This is a genomic window from Weizmannia acidilactici, assembly GCF_008974225.1.
Lineage (GTDB): Bacteria > Bacillota > Bacilli > Bacillales > Bacillaceae_C > Weizmannia > Weizmannia acidilactici.
In genome coordinates this window covers 1-18,363 of the sequence record NZ_BKZR01000021.1, presented here as the reverse complement: position 1 = coordinate 18,363, position 18,363 = coordinate 1, and the positions used below count along the sequence as shown (strand labels likewise).

At 40.1% G+C, this 18,363-nt stretch carries 15 protein-coding genes and 1 pseudogene; 13 read left to right on the top strand and 3 right to left on the bottom strand.

Translation table 11 applies throughout. The features are described 5' to 3' along the window. Positions 1–137 precede the first annotated feature (137 nt). The 6 genes from cax (at position 138) to rlmD (ending at position 5,890) form a co-directional block, all read left to right on the top strand. Positions 138–1,199 carry a calcium/proton exchanger gene (cax, locus tag GBH70_RS09210; protein ID WP_259370054.1) on the top strand — a complete coding sequence of 354 codons (1,062 nt, stop codon included), beginning with the start codon at positions 138–140 and terminating at the stop codon, positions 1,197–1,199. A gap of 72 nt (positions 1,200–1,271) precedes the next feature. Beyond that, positions 1,272–2,066, top strand: coding sequence for a YfkD famly protein (locus GBH70_RS09205; RefSeq protein WP_151680764.1), 795 nt, complete (start codon positions 1,272–1,274; stop codon positions 2,064–2,066). Positions 2,067–2,157: 91 nt separating this feature from the next. Next, the gene (locus GBH70_RS09200; RefSeq protein WP_151680763.1) at positions 2,158–2,355 is read left to right on the top strand and encodes an SE1561 family protein; all 198 of its coding nucleotides are present in this window, start codon (positions 2,158–2,160) and stop codon (positions 2,353–2,355) included. Positions 2,356–2,515: 160 nt separating this feature from the next. Continuing rightward, positions 2,516–3,304 (top strand): delta-lactam-biosynthetic de-N-acetylase, encoded by a 789-nt coding sequence (gene pdaA / locus GBH70_RS09195; protein ID WP_151680762.1) that lies wholly within the window; start codon positions 2,516–2,518, stop codon positions 3,302–3,304. Between the two features lie 335 nt (positions 3,305–3,639). Next, complete coding sequence (locus GBH70_RS09190; protein ID WP_151680761.1) at positions 3,640–4,503, top strand: DNA-3-methyladenine glycosylase family protein; 864 nt, start codon at positions 3,640–3,642, stop codon at positions 4,501–4,503. A gap of 13 nt (positions 4,504–4,516) precedes the next feature. Then, positions 4,517–5,890 (top strand): 23S rRNA (uracil(1939)-C(5))-methyltransferase RlmD, encoded by a 1,374-nt coding sequence (rlmD, locus tag GBH70_RS09185; RefSeq protein ID WP_151680760.1) that lies wholly within the window; start codon positions 4,517–4,519, stop codon positions 5,888–5,890. 442 nt (positions 5,891–6,332) lie between these two features. On the opposite strand, the pseudogene GBH70_RS17165 reads toward rlmD, so the two are convergent. Together GBH70_RS17165 and GBH70_RS16750 are read right to left on the bottom strand one after the other, a co-directional pair. Further along, positions 6,333–7,370 (bottom strand): annotated as a pseudogene (locus GBH70_RS17165) (recombinase family protein); the annotation flags it as partial. After that, the gene (locus GBH70_RS16750) at positions 7,367–7,531 is read right to left on the bottom strand and encodes a hypothetical protein (protein ID WP_021837185.1); all 165 of its coding nucleotides are present in this window, start codon (positions 7,529–7,531) and stop codon (positions 7,367–7,369) included. The gene GBH70_RS16750 and the pseudogene GBH70_RS17165, both read right to left, overlap by 4 nt. 658 nt (positions 7,532–8,189) lie before the next feature. Between GBH70_RS16750 and GBH70_RS09175 the strand changes: the two genes are divergently transcribed. Continuing rightward, on the top strand, positions 8,190–9,191 hold the full coding sequence (locus GBH70_RS09175) for a hypothetical protein (RefSeq protein ID WP_151680759.1): 1,002 nt from the start codon (positions 8,190–8,192) through the stop codon (positions 9,189–9,191). A 99-nt stretch (positions 9,192–9,290) separates the two neighbouring features. Here GBH70_RS09175 and GBH70_RS09170 read toward each other — a convergent pair whose 3' ends face one another. Continuing rightward, positions 9,291–9,797: a hypothetical protein gene (locus GBH70_RS09170; protein WP_151680758.1), complete on the bottom strand. Its 507-nt coding sequence runs from the start codon at positions 9,795–9,797 to the stop codon at positions 9,291–9,293. Between the two features lie 207 nt (positions 9,798–10,004). Here GBH70_RS09170 and GBH70_RS09165 point away from each other — a divergent pair, with 207 nt between their 5' ends. The 6 genes from GBH70_RS09165 (at position 10,005) to GBH70_RS09140 (ending at position 18,146) form a co-directional block, all read left to right on the top strand. Next, positions 10,005–10,598, top strand: a complete 594-nt coding sequence (locus GBH70_RS09165; protein ID WP_021837188.1) for a restriction endonuclease subunit S domain-containing protein — start codon at positions 10,005–10,007, stop codon at positions 10,596–10,598. Then, positions 10,591–12,120, top strand: a complete 1,530-nt coding sequence (locus GBH70_RS09160; protein ID WP_151680757.1) for a type I restriction-modification system subunit M — start codon at positions 10,591–10,593, stop codon at positions 12,118–12,120. The genes GBH70_RS09165 and GBH70_RS09160 overlap by 8 nt, the downstream gene beginning before the upstream one ends. Before the next feature lie 8 nt (positions 12,121–12,128). Next, positions 12,129–13,397 carry a restriction endonuclease subunit S gene (locus tag GBH70_RS09155; protein WP_151680756.1) on the top strand — a complete coding sequence of 423 codons (1,269 nt, stop codon included), beginning with the start codon at positions 12,129–12,131 and terminating at the stop codon, positions 13,395–13,397. 42 nt (positions 13,398–13,439) lie between these two features. Further along, on the top strand, positions 13,440–16,547 hold the full coding sequence (locus GBH70_RS09150) for a type I restriction endonuclease subunit R (protein WP_151680755.1): 3,108 nt from the start codon (positions 13,440–13,442) through the stop codon (positions 16,545–16,547). A gap of 13 nt (positions 16,548–16,560) precedes the next feature. Further along, positions 16,561–17,286 carry a M48 family metallopeptidase gene (locus tag GBH70_RS09145; protein WP_151680754.1) on the top strand — a complete coding sequence of 242 codons (726 nt, stop codon included), beginning with the start codon at positions 16,561–16,563 and terminating at the stop codon, positions 17,284–17,286. Positions 17,287–17,516: 230 nt separating this feature from the next. Continuing rightward, the gene (locus GBH70_RS09140; RefSeq protein ID WP_151680753.1) at positions 17,517–18,146 is read left to right on the top strand and encodes a type II toxin-antitoxin system PemK/MazF family toxin; all 630 of its coding nucleotides are present in this window, start codon (positions 17,517–17,519) and stop codon (positions 18,144–18,146) included. The last annotated feature ends 217 nt before the right edge of the window (positions 18,147–18,363 follow it).

Below are 18,363 nucleotides of genomic sequence, written 5' to 3'. Positions count from 1 at the left end.
TCAATTTGGGGCCCTGAAGCGCATACACAGATAAGCAAGCGCCTTCCGCTTTTCTTTTAGCATAATCATATCAGAAATATTTGGCAAGCCAACTGTTCTTTTGTAAAATTTTAAAGAAAGCGGTCGACCAAAGGAGGATGATCATGAATAAAGTATTTGCGATTATGGTATATATCGGGGTCCCCGTTTCTGTTACCGGGGCGCTTTTGCACTGGCCAAGTGTTCTTATGTTTGCCATTTACTGCCTGACCATTATTGCCCTTGCAAGCTTCATGGGGCGGGCGACTGAGAGCCTTGCCATCATTTCGGGGCCGCGGATCGGCGGTTTATTGAATGCGACATTCGGAAATGCAGTTGAATTGATCATTTCGCTGTTTTCCCTTCAAGCCGGGCTACACCAGGTCGTGCTTGCTTCTCTGACGGGTTCTGTCCTGGGGAATTTGCTGCTCGTTGCCGGGATGTCGTTTTTGGTCGGAGGCATTAAGTATAAAAGGCAGAAATTTAATGTGTATGATGCTAGGCACAATTCGGGTCTGTTGATTTTTGCGATTTTTATTGCGTTTGTCATCCCTGAAATTTTTTCCATGAATTTATCGGACAGGGACACGGTCAGCCTCAGTGTCGGTATTTCCATTATTTTAATTGTGCTTTACTTATTTGCGCTGTTTTTTAAACTGGTCACACACCGCGGGATTTACCAGGACAGGGAAGTCCAGCAGCAAGAAGAACATGAAGAACCGGAATGGTCGAGGGGAAAATCCATCATCGTGCTGGCCCTCGCAACAATCGCAGTTGCATATGTGTCGGAAAATCTCGTACATACTTTCGAGTCTGTCGCGGAAAGTTTCGGATGGAGCGAAATGTTTATTGGGATTATCATCGTCGCCATTGTCGGAAATGCTGCCGAACATGCTTCGGCCATTTTAATGGCTTACAAAAACAAAATGGATATTGCCGTTGAAATTGCATTCGGTTCAACACTCCAAGTTTCCATGTTTGTTGTGCCGGTGCTTGTGCTTGCATCACTCTTTTTCGAAAAAGCGATGCCGCTTGTGTTTTCGGTGCCGGAACTTGTTTCCATGATTGCAGCCGTCATGCTCACGATCATTTTGGCGAACGACGGCGAAACAAACTGGTTTGAAGGCGCCACAATGCTTGCCGCATACATTATTATGGGAATCGGCTTTTATTTGCTGTAGGCGGATATTTTAGCCCGTGCAGGAAAAAATAACGGTACGTTCGTGAACATCTTGTGAAAGGAGCAAACATCGATGAAATTGATGCGGACGATCCTGATTTTTCTGCTTATCGCGCTTGCAGCTGCCCCGGCCGGAGAAGCGAAGCCGGTAAACAAGCAGGTAAAAATTCCCCAGTCAGTTCTGAATATCACGAAAGAAAATACTTATCCGAATCCGTCACAGGACCTGCCTTATTTGCAGCCGAGCGATTTTACCGAAAAACTATTGAAAACTTCCAATGTAAAAATTGAAAATCCGAATTTGATCCGGATGCTGAATGAAACGAGCGTGAACCACTCGTTTTTGTCGCTCGGCCTGCGCGCGAGAATTTATTTAGGGGAATGGCCGCTGAATTATGAATCCAATGAAACTTCGCCGAATTGGCAGTATCAAAAAATCAATACAAATTATTTTGATAACCGCGGCGGCAATGCCAACTATAAAATACACTACGTCCAAGAATCGCAAAAAGTGGTACGCGGCGGCCTGACCGCGAAGCTTCCGAAATCGGATGATGTCAAAAAAATGATGCTGCTGAAAGCAATGGAAAACTCAAATCTGCCGCTTGCCTTTGATACAATCATAGGCGCCGGCACGAAAAAAGACCACGAATACAACATCCCGCCGAAACGGCTCGGTTATTTGTACGCTTATGCTCCGGCCGTCAACGAAAAGGGGAAAGTCACGTACGGTGAAGTGTACCTCGTGTTAAAAGGCACGAAACGGGAAATCATGGTGAAAAACGTCACCTCCCACGGCATCGGCGCCTGGATCCCGATTCAGGATTATGTATCGTTTGGCTTTGCCGTCACAGAACAGCCAAAATAATGGGACAAAGCTGTCTTCCGGGCAGCTTTTTTCTATGCGCGGAATAGAGTATACTATAGGTTAGAAAAGCAATGCCGTGAGGAGGATTTTTTTGGGAAAGGCTGTTTACGACAAAGACCAGCAACTTGTGTATTTAAAGGAACGCCTAAATATGTTTTTGGAAGTTTTGGATTCACTGGATCCAGAAGCCACCGGTCTTGAAGATATCGACCGGCTTCTCCAAATGATTGATGAGATCGAAGTGAAAATCGAGCAATTCAAAAAACGTAAACCGGCTCCTTCCTTGTAAGCCGGTTTTTTATATGCGTGTGAAATTTTTTCGTACACAGGGTTCTCTTCTTGCCCGAATTTCTGCCAGCAAAAATTAACAACGCCTGCATATACTGCCAGCATTGCCGCCAACGGAAATGAAAAAAATAAGGAAAACCACACAAAGGAGTTTGTTTGCCATGAAAAAAGGATTTGTTACTGCCTTTGCGGTTTTTCTGTTTTTTTCGGTATTCCCCCACGTTGAGACTTTTGCCATTGCCAACACCCCGATCCACTGGGGTTTCAATAAAGGTAAAAACGGACAGCAGGCGGATGCCGGTGCCGCCTATAACGCAGTTTTGCAAAAATATGGCGGAGTTTATAAAGGCAACCCGAAAGACAAATATTTGTACCTGACATTTGACAACGGGTACGAAAACGGGTATACTCCAAAAATTTTAGATGTATTGAAAAAGGAAAAAGTCCCGGCGATCTTTTTTGTCACCGGCCACTATTTGAAATCACAGCCGGATCTTGTGAAGCGGATGGTGGCGGAAGGCCATATTATCGGCAACCACTCCTGGGGGCACCCAGATATGACGCAAATTTCAGATGCGCAAGTGCGTGAGGAACTGGCAAAAGTCAAAGAAGAAACCGCGCGCATCACCGGCCAGAAAGAAATGAAGTATTTGCGCCCGCCGCGTGGCATCCTGAGCGAACGGACCATGCAGCTTGCCAATGAAGAGGGGTACACCCATGTCCTCTGGTCGCTTGCTTACCAGGACTGGGATGTAAACCGCCAGCATGGCGCCCGGTACGCCTACGACAGCATCATGTCGCAAATCCATCCGGGGGCAATCATTTTACTGCACACTGTGTCCAAAGACAATGCGGAAGTGCTCGAACGCGTGATCAAAGATCTGAAAAAACAGGGATACAAGTTCAAAAGCATGGACGACTTTATGAAAATCGAGAAGGTGAAGAAATAAAGGGACCAGGATATCTGGCCCTTTTTCTATAAAGCCGGGTGTCAGAAAGTCAACGGTTTGAATGTAAAATCAGCGGGAAATAGCTGAAAATCGGCGGTACGGTTTAAAAATTTGTGCGTGCAGTAAAAAGACGCTTGTATGTCGTCATTACGCATGGAAAGTGCGGGGGGATTTTTCATTCTTAGCTGCGGAAATCAGGCACAAACCTTATTTATATCAGCGGAATACGGCTTGAAATCAGCACCTCCGCTCAAATTAGAGGAAGGGTATCTTTTGATTTTCAATTTTCCAGTCTGCCTATGTTATAATGACAAAAAACGAATCGAGAGGAAGCCATGTGGGAGAAAACAGTTACGATCAATGGCCCGTACAATTTTGACCGGGCTCTCGAACGTTTGAGCCTCGATCCACTGCAGGCCGTGGATCCGCTCAAACGGACGGTAAAAATTCCAATCTACGGTGAAGTACCTGAAACAGCATCCATTAACGCAATCGGGACAACGGAGGAGCCGGCGTTTCTCATACAAGGAGAAAATCCGGACACGGCCGAAACCGTTGCAAAGCGGATTTTTCATCTGTTCCAATGGGATACGGACATCGCCGGCATTATCAGCCATTTCACCGGAACCGCTCTCGAACCGCTTTTTGAAGAACACCGCGGCACGCCATTTGTGCTCGATTATTCACCGTACGCCTGCCTGGTGAAATGCATCATCCACCAGCAACTGAATATGAAATTTGCCCATACCCTGACGGAACGGTTCGTCTACACATTCGGGTTCCAGAAAGATGGCGTCTGGTTTTATCCTCCGCCCGAAAAAACTGCCGCGTTAAGCGTCGCGGATTTGCGCGCACTGCAGTTCAGTGAACGGAAAGCCGAGTACGTGATCGGCCTGTCAAAACTTGTCGATTCCGGCGAACTGGACTTGGCGAAATTTGAAACAAAACCGGACGGGGAGATTTTAAAAAACCTCACGAAAATCCGCGGCATTGGGCCGTGGACGGTGCAAAATTTCCTTATGTTCGGGCTCGGCCGCCTGAACTTGTTCCCGAAAGCGGACATCGGCATCCAAAACGCACTGAAAAAACTTTTCCAGCTCGAGAAAAAACCAACCCACGAAGAAATGGACGCTTACGCAAAAGACTGGGAGCCTTACTTAAGTTATGCCTCCCTTTACTTATGGCGCAGCATTGAATAAAAGGACGGATTTTATGCAGAAACAAGCAGCAATCAAAGTGAAACAACAATTTCCTCTGATAATCAAGCGGCTCGGCATCAACGGGGAAGGGGTCGGCTATTTTAAAAAAACGGTCGTTTTCGTGCCGGGCGCGCTGCCGGGCGAAGAAGTTGTTGCCGAAGCAAAACGCGTACACCCGAAATATGTGGAAGCAGTCGTGAAAAAAGTGCGCAAACGCTCACCGCACCGCGTGAAACCCCCGTGCCCGGTTTACGAACAGTGCGGCGGCTGCCAGCTCCAGCATCTTACGTACAAACAACAGCTCGTCGAAAAACGCGACATCGTCATCCAGGCACTCGAACGCCATACGAACCTGAAGATAGACGAGCTTGACATCCGCGGGACGATCGGTATGGACAATCCGTGGCTGTACCGGAATAAAAGCCAGTTCCAGCTCGGCGAAGGCCACGGCAAAATCATCTCCGGGCTCTACAGTCTTAATTCCCACCGCCTGATTAACGTCCCGGAATGTATCGTCCAGCACCCGCTGACGAACAAAGTCACACAGGTGGTCACGCAAATTTTAAACGATTTCCATATACCGGTTTACAATGAAAAAACCGGAAAAGGGATCGTGCGCACAATCGTGACGCGGGTCGGCATCCAAACCGGGCAGGCTCAAGTTGTGATGATTACGGCCAAAAAGGAACTGCCGCGCAAAGACACCATCCTGGCTGAGATCAAAAAACGCCTGCCCGAAGTCGTTTCCGTCGCGCAAAATATCAACGCGAAAAAAACTCCCATTATTTTCGGCGACGAAACGATCCACTTGTCCGGAAAAGAAATCATCGAAGAGCGGCTAGAAGAATTTACGTACGAACTCTCCGCACGCGCCTTTTTCCAGCTCAACCCGATCCTGACGGTGAAACTTTACAATGAAGTGAAAAAAGCGGCCGCGCTGACCGGCAAGGAAAAAATCGCCGATGCGTACTGCGGCGTCGGCACGATCGGACTGTGGCTGGCAGACGGCGCATCGGAGATCCGCGGTATGGACATCATCCCAGAAGCCATCGAGGACGCGAAGAAAAACGCCGCCGCCCACAACATCCCGAACGCCCATTACTACGCAGGCAAAGCGGAAGTCCTCCTGCCGAAATGGCTGGACGAAGGATGGCGCCCGGACGTTGTCATTGTCGACCCGCCGCGTTCAGGCTGCGATGAAGCCCTCTTACGTACAATTTTAAAGGTGAAGCCGAAGAAGTTTATATATGTTTCATGCAATCCTTCTACATTGGCGAAAGACTTGCAGATGTTAAGCAAGGCTTATGAAGTGGCGTATATGCAGCCGGTCGATATGTTCCCACAAACGGCACACGTCGAGTGCTGTGTGTTGCTCGTGAAAAAATAGAAGATATATAAGGGTCCGAGAATCGGTAAAAGATTCTCGGACTCCCATCTTCCTTTATTTCAATTCTCTCTATTAGTTTGTGAAGCATTTCTTCGTCGAGAATAGGGTTTTTCACAAATTGCTCGACTTGATTGATTAGCTTTGTAAAATCAATGGTTTGCTTTTGGTGAAGTAATCCCTGTTCTAATTTTGCTTTTTCCTCATTTAACTTTGCAAGCTGGTTGCCATTATCCTCAATGAGCAATCTGTATTCTTCGTCTTGGATTTCGCCACGTATTTTCATACGAAGTGCAACCGTTTTATCTTTCTTTAAGTGTTCAATCTCTTTGAGAATGTTACCGAGTCGTTTTTGATCTCGTTGAATGAACTTTGCCATTTTCTTCTCAATATCCTTTTGAAAGGATTTAGTGGAAAGTGATGAAAACATCTGTTTTATATCATCTGAAATTACTTCAATCAATTCACTTTCCCTTACATAGTGGTCAGAACATTGTGTGTGGCCATGCTTATTATAGGTTCCACATACGTAGCCTTTGCGATTTTTTTTAAAGTGCATGCTCTTTCCACAATCAGCACAGAAGGACATATTTGTGAAAAGATGTTTTTTTGCATATGGCCGTTTACGTTTTCTTTCTGAAATTAGTTGTTGAACAACAAGAAAGTCATCTTTTGAGATGATCGGTTCATGCGTGTTCTCAATAACAACATAGTCATCCGGGCTATTTTTTCTACGTCGTTCGGAAGTGACATTTATGGTAGTTTCCCGTTGTTGAACAAGATGACCGATGTAATGAGGATTTTCCAGTATTCCCCTTATGGTAGATCCATGCCAAAGTGAACTTGAATTCCTTTTTCCCGCAATCTCTGATGGAGTAGGAATCCCTTCCTTTAAAAGTTCTTTTGCAATACTGTCAAATCCCTTTCCCAAAAGGTAAGAGTTGAATATTTGGCGTACTACATCTGGTGTGTTATCATTTCTGATTTTCAATACTCCATTTTCAACATAATATCCATAAGGTGGAATGGAACCTTTAAATTTCCCACCTTTTGCTCTTACTTTCAGAGCGGTCTTCACACGGTCACTTGTCCGTTGTGATTCCTGTTCGTACATCCAGGCGTATAATCCAAACATCTGTGTGTTTCCAGAGAGTGTGTCAATGGCACCGTCCAATGTAAGAATGTGTATGCCACGATTTTCTGCAAGATTTTTAATTTCATAAGATAGTTGTCCATTCCTTGCTAACCGTGACAATTCTTTTGCTAGGATGATGTCAAATTTTTTCATTTTCGCATCTTCAATCATGCGTTTCAATTGAGGACGCTTCTTCGTTTTTGTGCCAGATTGGACATCCAAATAGATGTCGTATAAATCCCATCCCTTTTCGGATAAAAGATTCATAAACAATTCCTTTTGGTTTTCAAGAGATTGTTTTTGTTCTTCTTTGTTTGTTGATACTCGAATGTAAATTGCAGCTTTCAAGCCACTTCCTCTCCTTTCTTGTCTGAAGAGTCAGTGGAATTCACCTTATTATTATCATAGATTTCCTTGATAAGTGCGTCAATTTTTTCATTCAAGATGGATTTGTAAATGTCTTCGAGGGTAATCGGGGATTGATCGTTGAAGATTCTTTCGGGGGTCATTCTGTTTTCCTCCTGCTGTTTTTATTTTTTGTTGGAATCAAATGATATGGGGATGATGTGGAGACACCGAAGGAATTTGATTCGAGGGTGTTTACCTTCGGTTATGATTTAATCTTACACAAGCCCGTAATTGAAAATCAAAATTCTTAGGTTCGAGGGTCAAAAAATTTTTTCACAAAGGGACGTTTATAAGTAAGAAGGAAATGGAGAAATGGGAAAGGCTAGTCCAAGAAATGTAATCATTTGCATGTGTAAGATAAATCCATTGGTGTACATAGTGAAGGCTGTATGTCATTGGAAAGGAAAGAGGATGGAAGAATAGTTGACACAATTCGATAACCAATAAACGAAACCGTAAAGCAATTCGTCTTTACGGTTTTTTCTTGTAATCAGACTTTGGTAAGTGTTGGAACTAACAGAGTGCAGAATCTTTACTTTTATGAACATGTTGTCATACAGTTGAACGATTTTTTACGGGCTTTGATGAATATTTTCTTTACAACTACATAGCATGCAATACTTCGTGACACATTGGTTCCTATCCATGTGTTGGAGGTCATATAAATTAGTTTGGGACGGGAAAAACAGAGTTCTGAAAACTCTTGACAACAAAGGGATTCACTATTCCCGTGAACGAAAATAAAGGAGATGGTTTAATTTGATTCACACATTTGAAATGATGTTGCTCATAGCCTATTATGATGTTCAACATTTATTTTCCATGTACAGTGTAAACATTAACAAGTATGACTACTTTGGAGCTGCGGTTAGACAACTTAACAGTGAAGTAAAAAAGAGATTTCCTGCCTATTCTATTACTTGGATGAACTGTCGTGCGGATGGGGATTGGCATCTACATCTGAAGGTGGATGCTGTCAAACTGTTGAATAGAGGAGAGATTATAGAAGATGATTATGATTTGATAGAATCCGATATTCGAAAATTCCTTATCCGACACTTTGGACATTCGGATTATTTCGATTCTCATACGCTAACAAGAATTGATTATAGAATGGATGTGGAAATGCCAAATCCAAAAGACCGGGAACTGTTATTTCATCTACTTGAAAAATACACTGCTAAATATGCCTACAAACAAAAAATCAAATGGGGGAAGGATGAAAATGGAAATCCTTTTAAATATGACACATCGCAATATCATAAATGTAACAGTACGGAGTTGTTCATTTATGATAAAGAAGAAGAACGGATTGCAAATGGTGAGAAAATCCAACCGTACGAAATTGGCCGGGTCAGATACGAACTGAGATTGAAAAATGGTCATCTCAATAGTATGAAAAGAAATGATAAAGGAAAAGGCAGGCCAAAGAAATTAAGAAGCTACTTTTCATACCAACTATGGAAAGCGTACATGGAAAAGCACGTTCTGCCCATCGTTCACCGAGGTGATTACTATAAAATCACTGAAGCTGAGAAGCTAATTGGTCACAGTCAATTTTCAAAACGAAAAAAAGAAAGTCTTCGCAATTTCTTCGTTATGATCTCCAAAGGCAGCATTGACACCCCTAAGAAACACATGTCCCTACCTACTTATCGGAAATACCTTCATGAACTCGAAAGTATCGGAATAAATCCCATTCTCATTCCAAAAAACCGTACCGATTACCCCAATTGTTTAAAAAACCCTTTCAAAATCTAAAAATATTTGAACATAAAACACTGAAGGTGTTTAAAATGTGTTGCTCCTAACACTATAAACACATTTCAAAAAATTGTCCAAAAAAAGACAAGAGCTGTTTCATGGCTCCTGTCTGCCTTCTGGCTTATAGCGGTTCATTGCGTCAATCAGTGCTTGAGCTATTACATCTTGAGTTTTTAAATGAGGATAATATTCTTCGCAAAATTGGCTGAAATTCTCGTAAATGGCACTGTTCATCCTAATGCTTTTGTTGACGAACTCGGCATCTTTACTGTAGATGCGTTTATCTAGCAGTAAATTCCCCGCCTCTTCAAAATGATGAACAACTTTCTTCAAGGTATCTAAATGGTTCTTGATGAAAGTTATTTCATCACTGTGTTCGGTAGTGGTACTTGCCGTTCGTTCCGCTTCGGAGCGGACAAACGGATAGTATTTCTTGTCCGCTTGATGATAAAGGTAATCTCCCTCCCTCATAAGTTTACTGAAAGTGCTTGAAGGAATTCCAAGAAGTTTGCTGATTTCCTTCAAATCATACTTTTGTAGCATTTTGTTGACTTCCTGTACTCTTTTTGTTGGTGGCATTGAAATGAATGTGTCTTTATCCAATTCACAAAACCCCTTTCTTTTTATGAAGTTAATGTATGATAGATAAAAATCTATTCGATATAACTGTACCTTCACTGTATTTTGTACAATGTATAGGGTGCGTTTCATCACGAAATAAAGATTGACTCTACCAATCAAAAAGTTATATACTGTATTTGACAATAATAAGTCAAATGATGGATTTAACATTCGAATGGGAGGTGTAACATGCAACTTGGTGATATTGCTCAAATACAAACCGGCCTTGTTCTAAGCAGAAAGAAAGCGGAAATGCCATATGAAGCAAAAGCTACATACAGTCTCCTCTCACTCAAAAATATAAGTGAAGACGGATTCATCGAAAATGATTCGTTTGAAGCGTTTATTAGTCATGATAAGCTGGATGACCATTATTTTACTGCAGAAGGCGATGTCCTGATGCGGCTGAGCCAGCCGTATACGGCTGTATATGTAGACAAGCACCATACCGGTTTACTGATTCCATCCTATTTTGCGATTATAAAGGTGGATCAGGAAAAAGTTTTGCCTCAATACTTGGCCTGGTATTTGAATACATCAAATGTAAAGAAGGAATTAGAACGCTCGCAAGCTGGCAGCAGGATTCCCAGCACCAATCAGCATGTCATCAGAAATCTTCCTTTTGAACTTTTGCCCACTTCCAAGCAAAAAACGCTGATCGAGCTTTATCAGCTCCACCAAAAGGAAAAAAGGCTTTACAAAAAATTGATGGAAGAAAAAGAGTTGTATTTTCAAACGATTGTCCAACAAATTTTGAAGCAGGGGGAAAGAAAAAATGGCTGAACAAATAACACAGGATAAAATTAACAGTGTGCTATGGCAAGCTGCCGATACTTTTAGAGGAAAAATTGATTCATCAACATATAAGGACTATATTCTGACCATGTTGTTCATCAAGTACTTGAGTGACACTTACAAGGAACATCTGGAAGAATATACGAAACGTTATGATGGAAATGAGCAGCGGATTCAGCGTGCATTGTCACGAGAACGATTTGTATTGGATGAACAATCCACATTTGATTATTTATATAGTAAAAGGAACGATCCTGAAATTGGCGAAATTATTAATAAAGCATTAGAGCGGATTGAAAATGAAAACACCGGCAAGCTGCGTGGCGTTTTCCGCAATATCGACTTTAACAGTGAAGCTATTCTCGGCAAAGCAAAAGAACGGAATGCCATGCTTCGTTCCTTATTGGAGGATTTTCAACAGCTTTCCCTTCGCCCATCGCAATTGGGCAATGAAGATATTGTCGGAAATGCGTATCAATACATGATTGGCCTTTTCGCTTCAGATGCCGGGAAAAAAGGCGGGGAATTCTATACGCCTGCCGAGGTATCAGAACTGCTTGCCCGACTGGTTAAGCCGCAAGAAAATGACCGTATCTATGACCCAACTTGTGGTTCAGGCTCTTTGTTGATAAAAGTGGCCAAACAAGTACCGAGCAGGAAAGTTGCCATTTACGGACAGGAGCGAAATGGTGCCACTCACTCATTAGCTTTGATGAACATGTACTTGCACGGCATTGATGATGCGAAAATTGAATGGGGCGACACACTCGCCAACCCGTTGCATCTGGAAGACGGCAAACTAATGAAATTCCAGGTCATCGTGGCCAATCCTCCTTTCTCATTAGACAAATGGGCAATGGGATTTGCCGGTGAAGGAAACACAGATAAAAAATTTAAAATGGAAGCAAGCCTTGACCCATATAGAAGATTTGAATGGGGAGTTCCACCAAGCTCAAAAGGGGACTACGCTTTCGTTCAACATATGCTGTATTCATTAGCGGAAAACGGAAGAATGGCGACGATCCTGCCTCATGGTGTTCTTTTCAGAGGATCGAGTGAAGGAAAAATCCGTAAACAAATTATTGAGTTGAATCTGTTGGATGCTGTCATTGGATTACCAGAAGGTTTATTCTACGGTACTGGTATCCCTGCATGTATCATGGTATTCCGAAAAGACCGCACAAGGAAAGATGTCTTATTTATTGACGCATCTGGTGAAGGAAACTATGAAAAAGGGAAAAACCAAAACAAATTAAGAGAGCAGGATATTCAAAAAATTGTCGAAACGTATGAGAAACGGGAGACAATCGACAAATATTCCTATGTTGCAACACTCGACGAAATCAAAGAAAATGATTATAACTTAAACATCCCTCGCTACGTCGATACCTTTGAAGAAGAAGAACCGGTTGATATGGAAACAGTGAAAGAAAATATTGTAACCATTAAGAAGGAACTTCAAGAAGTTGAAGAACAAATGGAAAATTATTTGAAAGAATTGGGATTGTAGGTGAAAAAGTGGCGAAGGAAAATCTGAAAAATTTGTACCCATCTGATTGGAAAGAGTACAAATTTGATAAATTATTTGATTTTGAAGGTGGGTTATCAATTTCAAGAGCTAATCTTTCAAATGAAGGTATATGTTACTTGCATTATGGAGATATTCATAAATCCGATGATAATTATATAGACATTGAGAAGAGCTATGATCTAATTCCTAAATACAATGAATCTTTAAATAATATTAATAGAAAGTTTCTTCTAAATGATGGAGATATTGTTTTTGCAGATGCTTCTGAAGATTATGAAGGAATTGGTAAATCCGTTGTTGTAATAAATCCAAAAAACATTCCATTTATAAGTGGGCTTCATACAATTGTTGCTAAGGATAAATCAAATTTATTAAACAACGGCTATAAACGTTTTTTCTTATTAGACTGGAATATCCGTAAACAAATGATGCTTATTGCAACTGGAATTTCGGTTTATGGAATTAGCAAAAATAAAATAAAAAATGTAAAAGTATATTTGCCACCCATTGAAGAACAACAAAAAATATCCTCCATCCTTTCCACTTGGGACAAAGCCATTGAGCTAAAAGAAAAGCTGATTGAGCAGAAAAAACAGCAGAAAAAAGGGTTAATGCAGAAGTTGTTGACGGGTGAAGTGAGGTTGCCGGGGTTTGAAGGAAAATGGAAAGAAGTAAGAATAAAAGATTTAGGTACTTTAAAAGGAGGAAGTGCTTTTCCTGAAAAATATCAAAATGTAATAAGTGGTAAGTATCCGTTTTTCAAAGTATCTGATATGAATAATGAAGAAAATGAGAAGTATATGTTAAATGCGAATAATTATATTAACGAAGAGATTCGCTCAGAAATAAAAGCAACCATCATTCCAAAAAATTCAATTATTTTTGCAAAAGTAGGAGCAGCACTTTTATTGGAGAGAAAAAGAATACTTAAATATGATTCTTGTATTGACAACAATATGATGGCCTTAATTGTAAAGGAAAATATTGATTTTAACTACGTTTATTATTTGTTACTTAACATGAAATTAAGTAGATTCTCAAATGTAGGAGCCTTACCATCATTGAACTCAAATGATGTTTATAGTTTAAAATGCAGATTACCAATGGATTATGATGAACAGAAAGCTGTAGCGGAATTATTGTCTCTTTTTGATAAAGAAATAGATCTCTTACAGAATGAATTAATACAAATAAAACAACAAAAGAAAGGCCTTATGCAATTACTATTAACTGGAAAAGTTCGAGTGAAGGTGTAATACCTTTGCTCCTCTCCTATTTTTTACAATGGAGGTGTAAATGTGATAAGGGAAAAGAGTTATGATGAACGATATATAAGCCAAGTTCCTGCAATCGAAGTGTTAACCAATTTAGGGTATCAATATGTATCACCAGAAAAAGCGAATCAATTGCGTTCGAATCTCCACGATGTTTTGTTGAGAACAGTTTTGGAGGATAAATTGAAAGAATTAAACTCCTTTGAATACAAAGGGGAGATTCGTAAGTTCAGTGATACCAATATTCAACAGGCGATACGGGATTTAGATGAGTCGTTAACCAATGGATTAGTGAAAACAAATGAAGCCATTTATGAAACAATGATGAACGGACGGAGTTATACAGAGTTTTTACCAGATGGTTCAAAGAAGTCGTTTACGATTCAGTATATCGACTGGAAAAACATAGACAACAATGTATTTCATGTAGTGGAAGAATTCGAAGTTGAACGTATGGATGGGCGAGGAACAGTTCGACCTGATATTGTCCTGTTTGTCAATGGGATTCCTTTTGCTGTCATTGAATGTAAAAGAGCATCTATTTCCATGAGCCAAGGAATTAGTCAAATGATTCGTAATCAAGGAAAAGATTATGTTCCGCATTTGTTTAAGTTCGTTCAATTGGTCATGGCAACAAACAAAAATGAAACGATGTATGCCACTTGTAATACACCGAAAAAGTTTTGGTCTGTATGGCAGGAGGAAAAAGAGGAGTGGCTTGAGTCTTGGTTGGATCAAACGGTAGAGGGCAGACTTGCAACCACACAGGATAAGAACATCATCTCTTTGTTTCATCCTGAGAGACTGCTTGAAATTACGCAATTCTTTACACTGTTTGATAAAGATATAAAGAAAGTAGCTCGTTACCAACAATACTTTGCCATTAAAGAAATCATTAAGACTATTGAGGAGCGGGATGGAAACGGTAATCGCCAGAGTGGTGTGATTTGGCATACTCAAGGCTCCGGTAAATCCCTCACCATGGTGATGTTAGCTAGATATATCCTATCAGAGCTGCATGAATACAACCCAAAGGTTGTTGTCGTAACAGACCGGGTAGAGTTGGATAAACAAATTCATAAAACATTTAGCCATACAAGGTTAAAAGCGAGCCGAGCGACTTCAGGTGGTCATTTAGTCGATCTCATCAATGACAACAACTCGGATATTGTCACAACGTTAGTTCATAAGTTCGATTCGGCATCAGTTAAGCAAAAACCAATCGAATCAAGGGATGTCTTTGTATTGGTTGACGAGTCACATCGAACGCAATACGGTGAACTTCATATTAAAATGAAAAAAGTTTTTCCGAATGCGTGTTATTTAGGCTTTACAGGAACCCCATTAATGAAGAAAGAAAAAAGTACAATGATAAAGTTTGGGAAGCTCATTCATAAATATACCATTGCAGACGGGGTTCGTGATAAAGCCATTGTCCCTTTATTATATGAAGGAAAAATGGTGGAACAGACGGTGAACCAGAAAGCGATTGACCGCCGTTTGGAAATGATTACCCGGAATTTAAACGACAAGCAAAAAGAGGAAGTCAAAGAGAGATGGAGCAAATACGAGAAACTGGCCTCCTCCGAACAGCGGATTTATTTAATTGCGGAAGACATTAACAAGCATTTCATGGAAAACTACAAAACACAGGGCAGCCAGTTTAAAGCAATGCTGGCGACGAACAGTAAAATTGAAGCCATTCGCTATTTAGAGGCCTTCGAAGAGTTGGGCGATTTGAACTGTGCCGTTGTCATCTCTCCCCCTGACCAGCGGGAAGGCCATGAAGTGGTAGACGAGGAATCAAAGGATAAAATTCAGCGTTTCTGGAAACGGATGATGAATCGCTACGGAACGCCTGAAAAATATGAAGATGCCATTAAAGATGAATTTGTCAACGGGGATGAGCTTGATCTGTTAATAGTTGTTGATAAATTGCTAACAGGCTTTGATGCTCCTCGTGCCACAGTCCTTTACGTCGATAAACCGATGAAAGAACACACACTCCTTCAAGCAATTGCCCGTGTCAATCGACTTTATGAAGGAAAAGACTATGGATTAATCATTGATTATCGTGGCTTGTTGGACAAACTGGATGAAGCAATGCAGATGTATTCCGGTGCTGGATTGGAAAACTTTGATCCTGAAGATTTAAAAGGTGCGATTTATGATGTTATTAGTATCATTGGTTCGTTAAGGCAATACTATTCCGATTTACTGCAAATATTTGCACCGATTAAGAACAAAAATGATAGAGAAGAGTATGAGGTATGGTTGGAGGATGAAGAGCGTAGAGAAGGTTTCTACAACGTTTTAAGCAATTTTGGAAGAAACCTTGGAATTGCTTTAGAGTCTGAAAAAATCTATAATGCCTTACCACCTGAAGAACTGCAAAAATACAAAAAAGACTTCAAGTTTTTCCAGGATTTGCGAAAAACTGTAAAGCTAAGGTATTCGGATACGATTGACCATAAAGAATATGAGGCAAAAATGCAGAAGTTGATGGATAACTACATTTCTGCAGAGGAAGTCATTCGTATTACTAATCCAGTTGATATTTTAAATACAAAGGCTTTTGAAGAGGAGATAGAACGACTTGGTTCCAAACGTGCGAAAGCCGATGCGATTCGGACTCGTTTAACAAAGAGTGTTCATGCAAAATGGGACGAAAATCCTTCCTACTACAAAAAGTTTTCCGAACGAATACAAGAAGCCATTCAAGAATATCGAGACAAAAGGATCTCCGAAGCTGAATATTTGAACCGTATGAAGGATATTATGAAGGATTATCAGAGCGGTCAAACAACGGAACAATATCCTAACGTGATTAAAGAAAATCGCAATGCACAAGCCTTTTATGGCGTTACAAAGGACATTTTGAGTGAAACGAAAGAAACGGCTGCAAGTTATGACACGAATACGTTAGGTGAGTTGGCATCCGAAATGGATAATATCATAAGGGAACATCAAAAAGTAGATTGGCATGATAATTTGGAGATTCATAATCGAATTGCACAAGAACTGGATGATCTTCTCTTTGATTTTAAAGAAAAGCACAATATAGATATTGACTTTGATACGATTGATAAGATCATTGAGCAAATCAAAACGGTTGCTCTAAGACGTTACTAAGGTAGGTTTTAGAATGGAAAAACATCAGATCGAGTACGCAAACAAAGTCATTGATTTCGTTCTGAAACGTAAAAACGTGAAAAATGTAAACCTCCATGTCAAACCAGATATGACGATTGAGGTTACTGCAAATGACAGAGTACCGTTAGACTTTATTTCTGATTTTGTAAAATCAAAAGGCTCGTGGATTCTCAAAAATGTGGGGCAATTTAAGGACGTACAGCCCTTAAAGCAAAGTGAACGTGAATATGTAAGTGGAGAGACATTTAAGTATTTGGGAAAACAATATCGTTTACGGGTTCAGAAGGCAACGGAAGAAGAAATGGTGAAATACTTTCGTGGATTCATCTATTTGTATGTGAAAGACACTGATAATGTTATCCGAAAGGCAAAGCTGCTGGACGAATGGTATCGAGAAAAAGCCCAAATGATTTTCGATCAATCACTTGAAAAAATGTATCCTATGGTACAAAAGTACGGAGTGGTGAAACCAGAAATTGATGTAAGGTTGATGAAAGCTCGTTGGGGTTCTGCGTTAACCGATAAGAATACAATTCTTTTGAACTCTGAACTCATAAAGGCACCAAAATACTGTATCCACTATGTAGTTCTCCATGAACTCATTCATTTTAAGTACAATGACCACAGTGAAAACTTCTACCAAATGCTTTATTCATTAATGCCGGATTGGGAGAAGAGAAAAGTGATTCTGGATGAAGAAGTTGTAAAGGATTTGTGAATTAGAAATTGAATCAACCAACCAGAAGGCGGCTTCTAACTTAAAGTAGAATCTGCCTTTCTGATTGAGACTCATTAACTTCCTTTATGCCATGTATTCAAACCGAATTAATTATGATTTAGTATTTAGGTTGAAATTATCAAAACTCGCTTTAATCTTTATTCATTTATTGGTTGTATTGTAATCTATTTTTTTGTAGATTTATAGTTTAGATATTACGAGGTGAAAGTATGGCACTCATAAAGAGAATGGTATCTTTAATTGAAAGAATGGCAAATAGATTAAATCAGTTCGATCCGGATAAAACAATGAAATTGTTAGATTGGACAATTCGAAAATTTAGAATACAAGCGAATGCACATCTACATAATAATAAAGTGATTTACAGAGGGGAAGTCTATTGGTGTTATTTAGGTGAAAATATAGGAAATGAAGAGAGTAAAAAAAGACCAGTCGTAATCATTCAAAATCAAAAAGGTAATGATCATTCTCCTACTACGATTGTAGCACCTATTACTAATGCTACAATAGATCTTCCAATTGCTGTACCAATTAATAGAGCTCAAAATCCAAATGTGACAGGAACAATAGATTTGGGACAGATAAAAGTTGTTCATAAGGCAAGATTAATTGGGAATAGTATAGATAAATTAAAGAACTCTGAGCTTAAAAAAGTGGATATGGCAATAATGAAATCTGTAGGTACGTATAACCATTTAATTCGGGAACAAAGGAAGTTTGAACAAAAAGAAAGATATGCAAAAAGTTTGAACCAGGTGTTAAGTGAAATCAAGAAGGAGCTTGGAATTACTAAAAATGAAGATATTCTCAATGCAATTAAATCAATAAAAAGCAAATAATTATTGACCTTTTCCCCGGGTTATGTTTTAATAAAAGTACAGATAGAGCTTATCCTAGTTAGGATAAGAGGAAAAAGGTTTATATTCAGAATGAAGAGGAGATTTTTATCTTCTCTTTTTACGTATTATGGTTATTTTTTAAGATCTTGACTCATAATATATAACAGATGGTGCTTGGTGTTGTATACACCAAGAGGAAAATGTCCATCATCAGAAG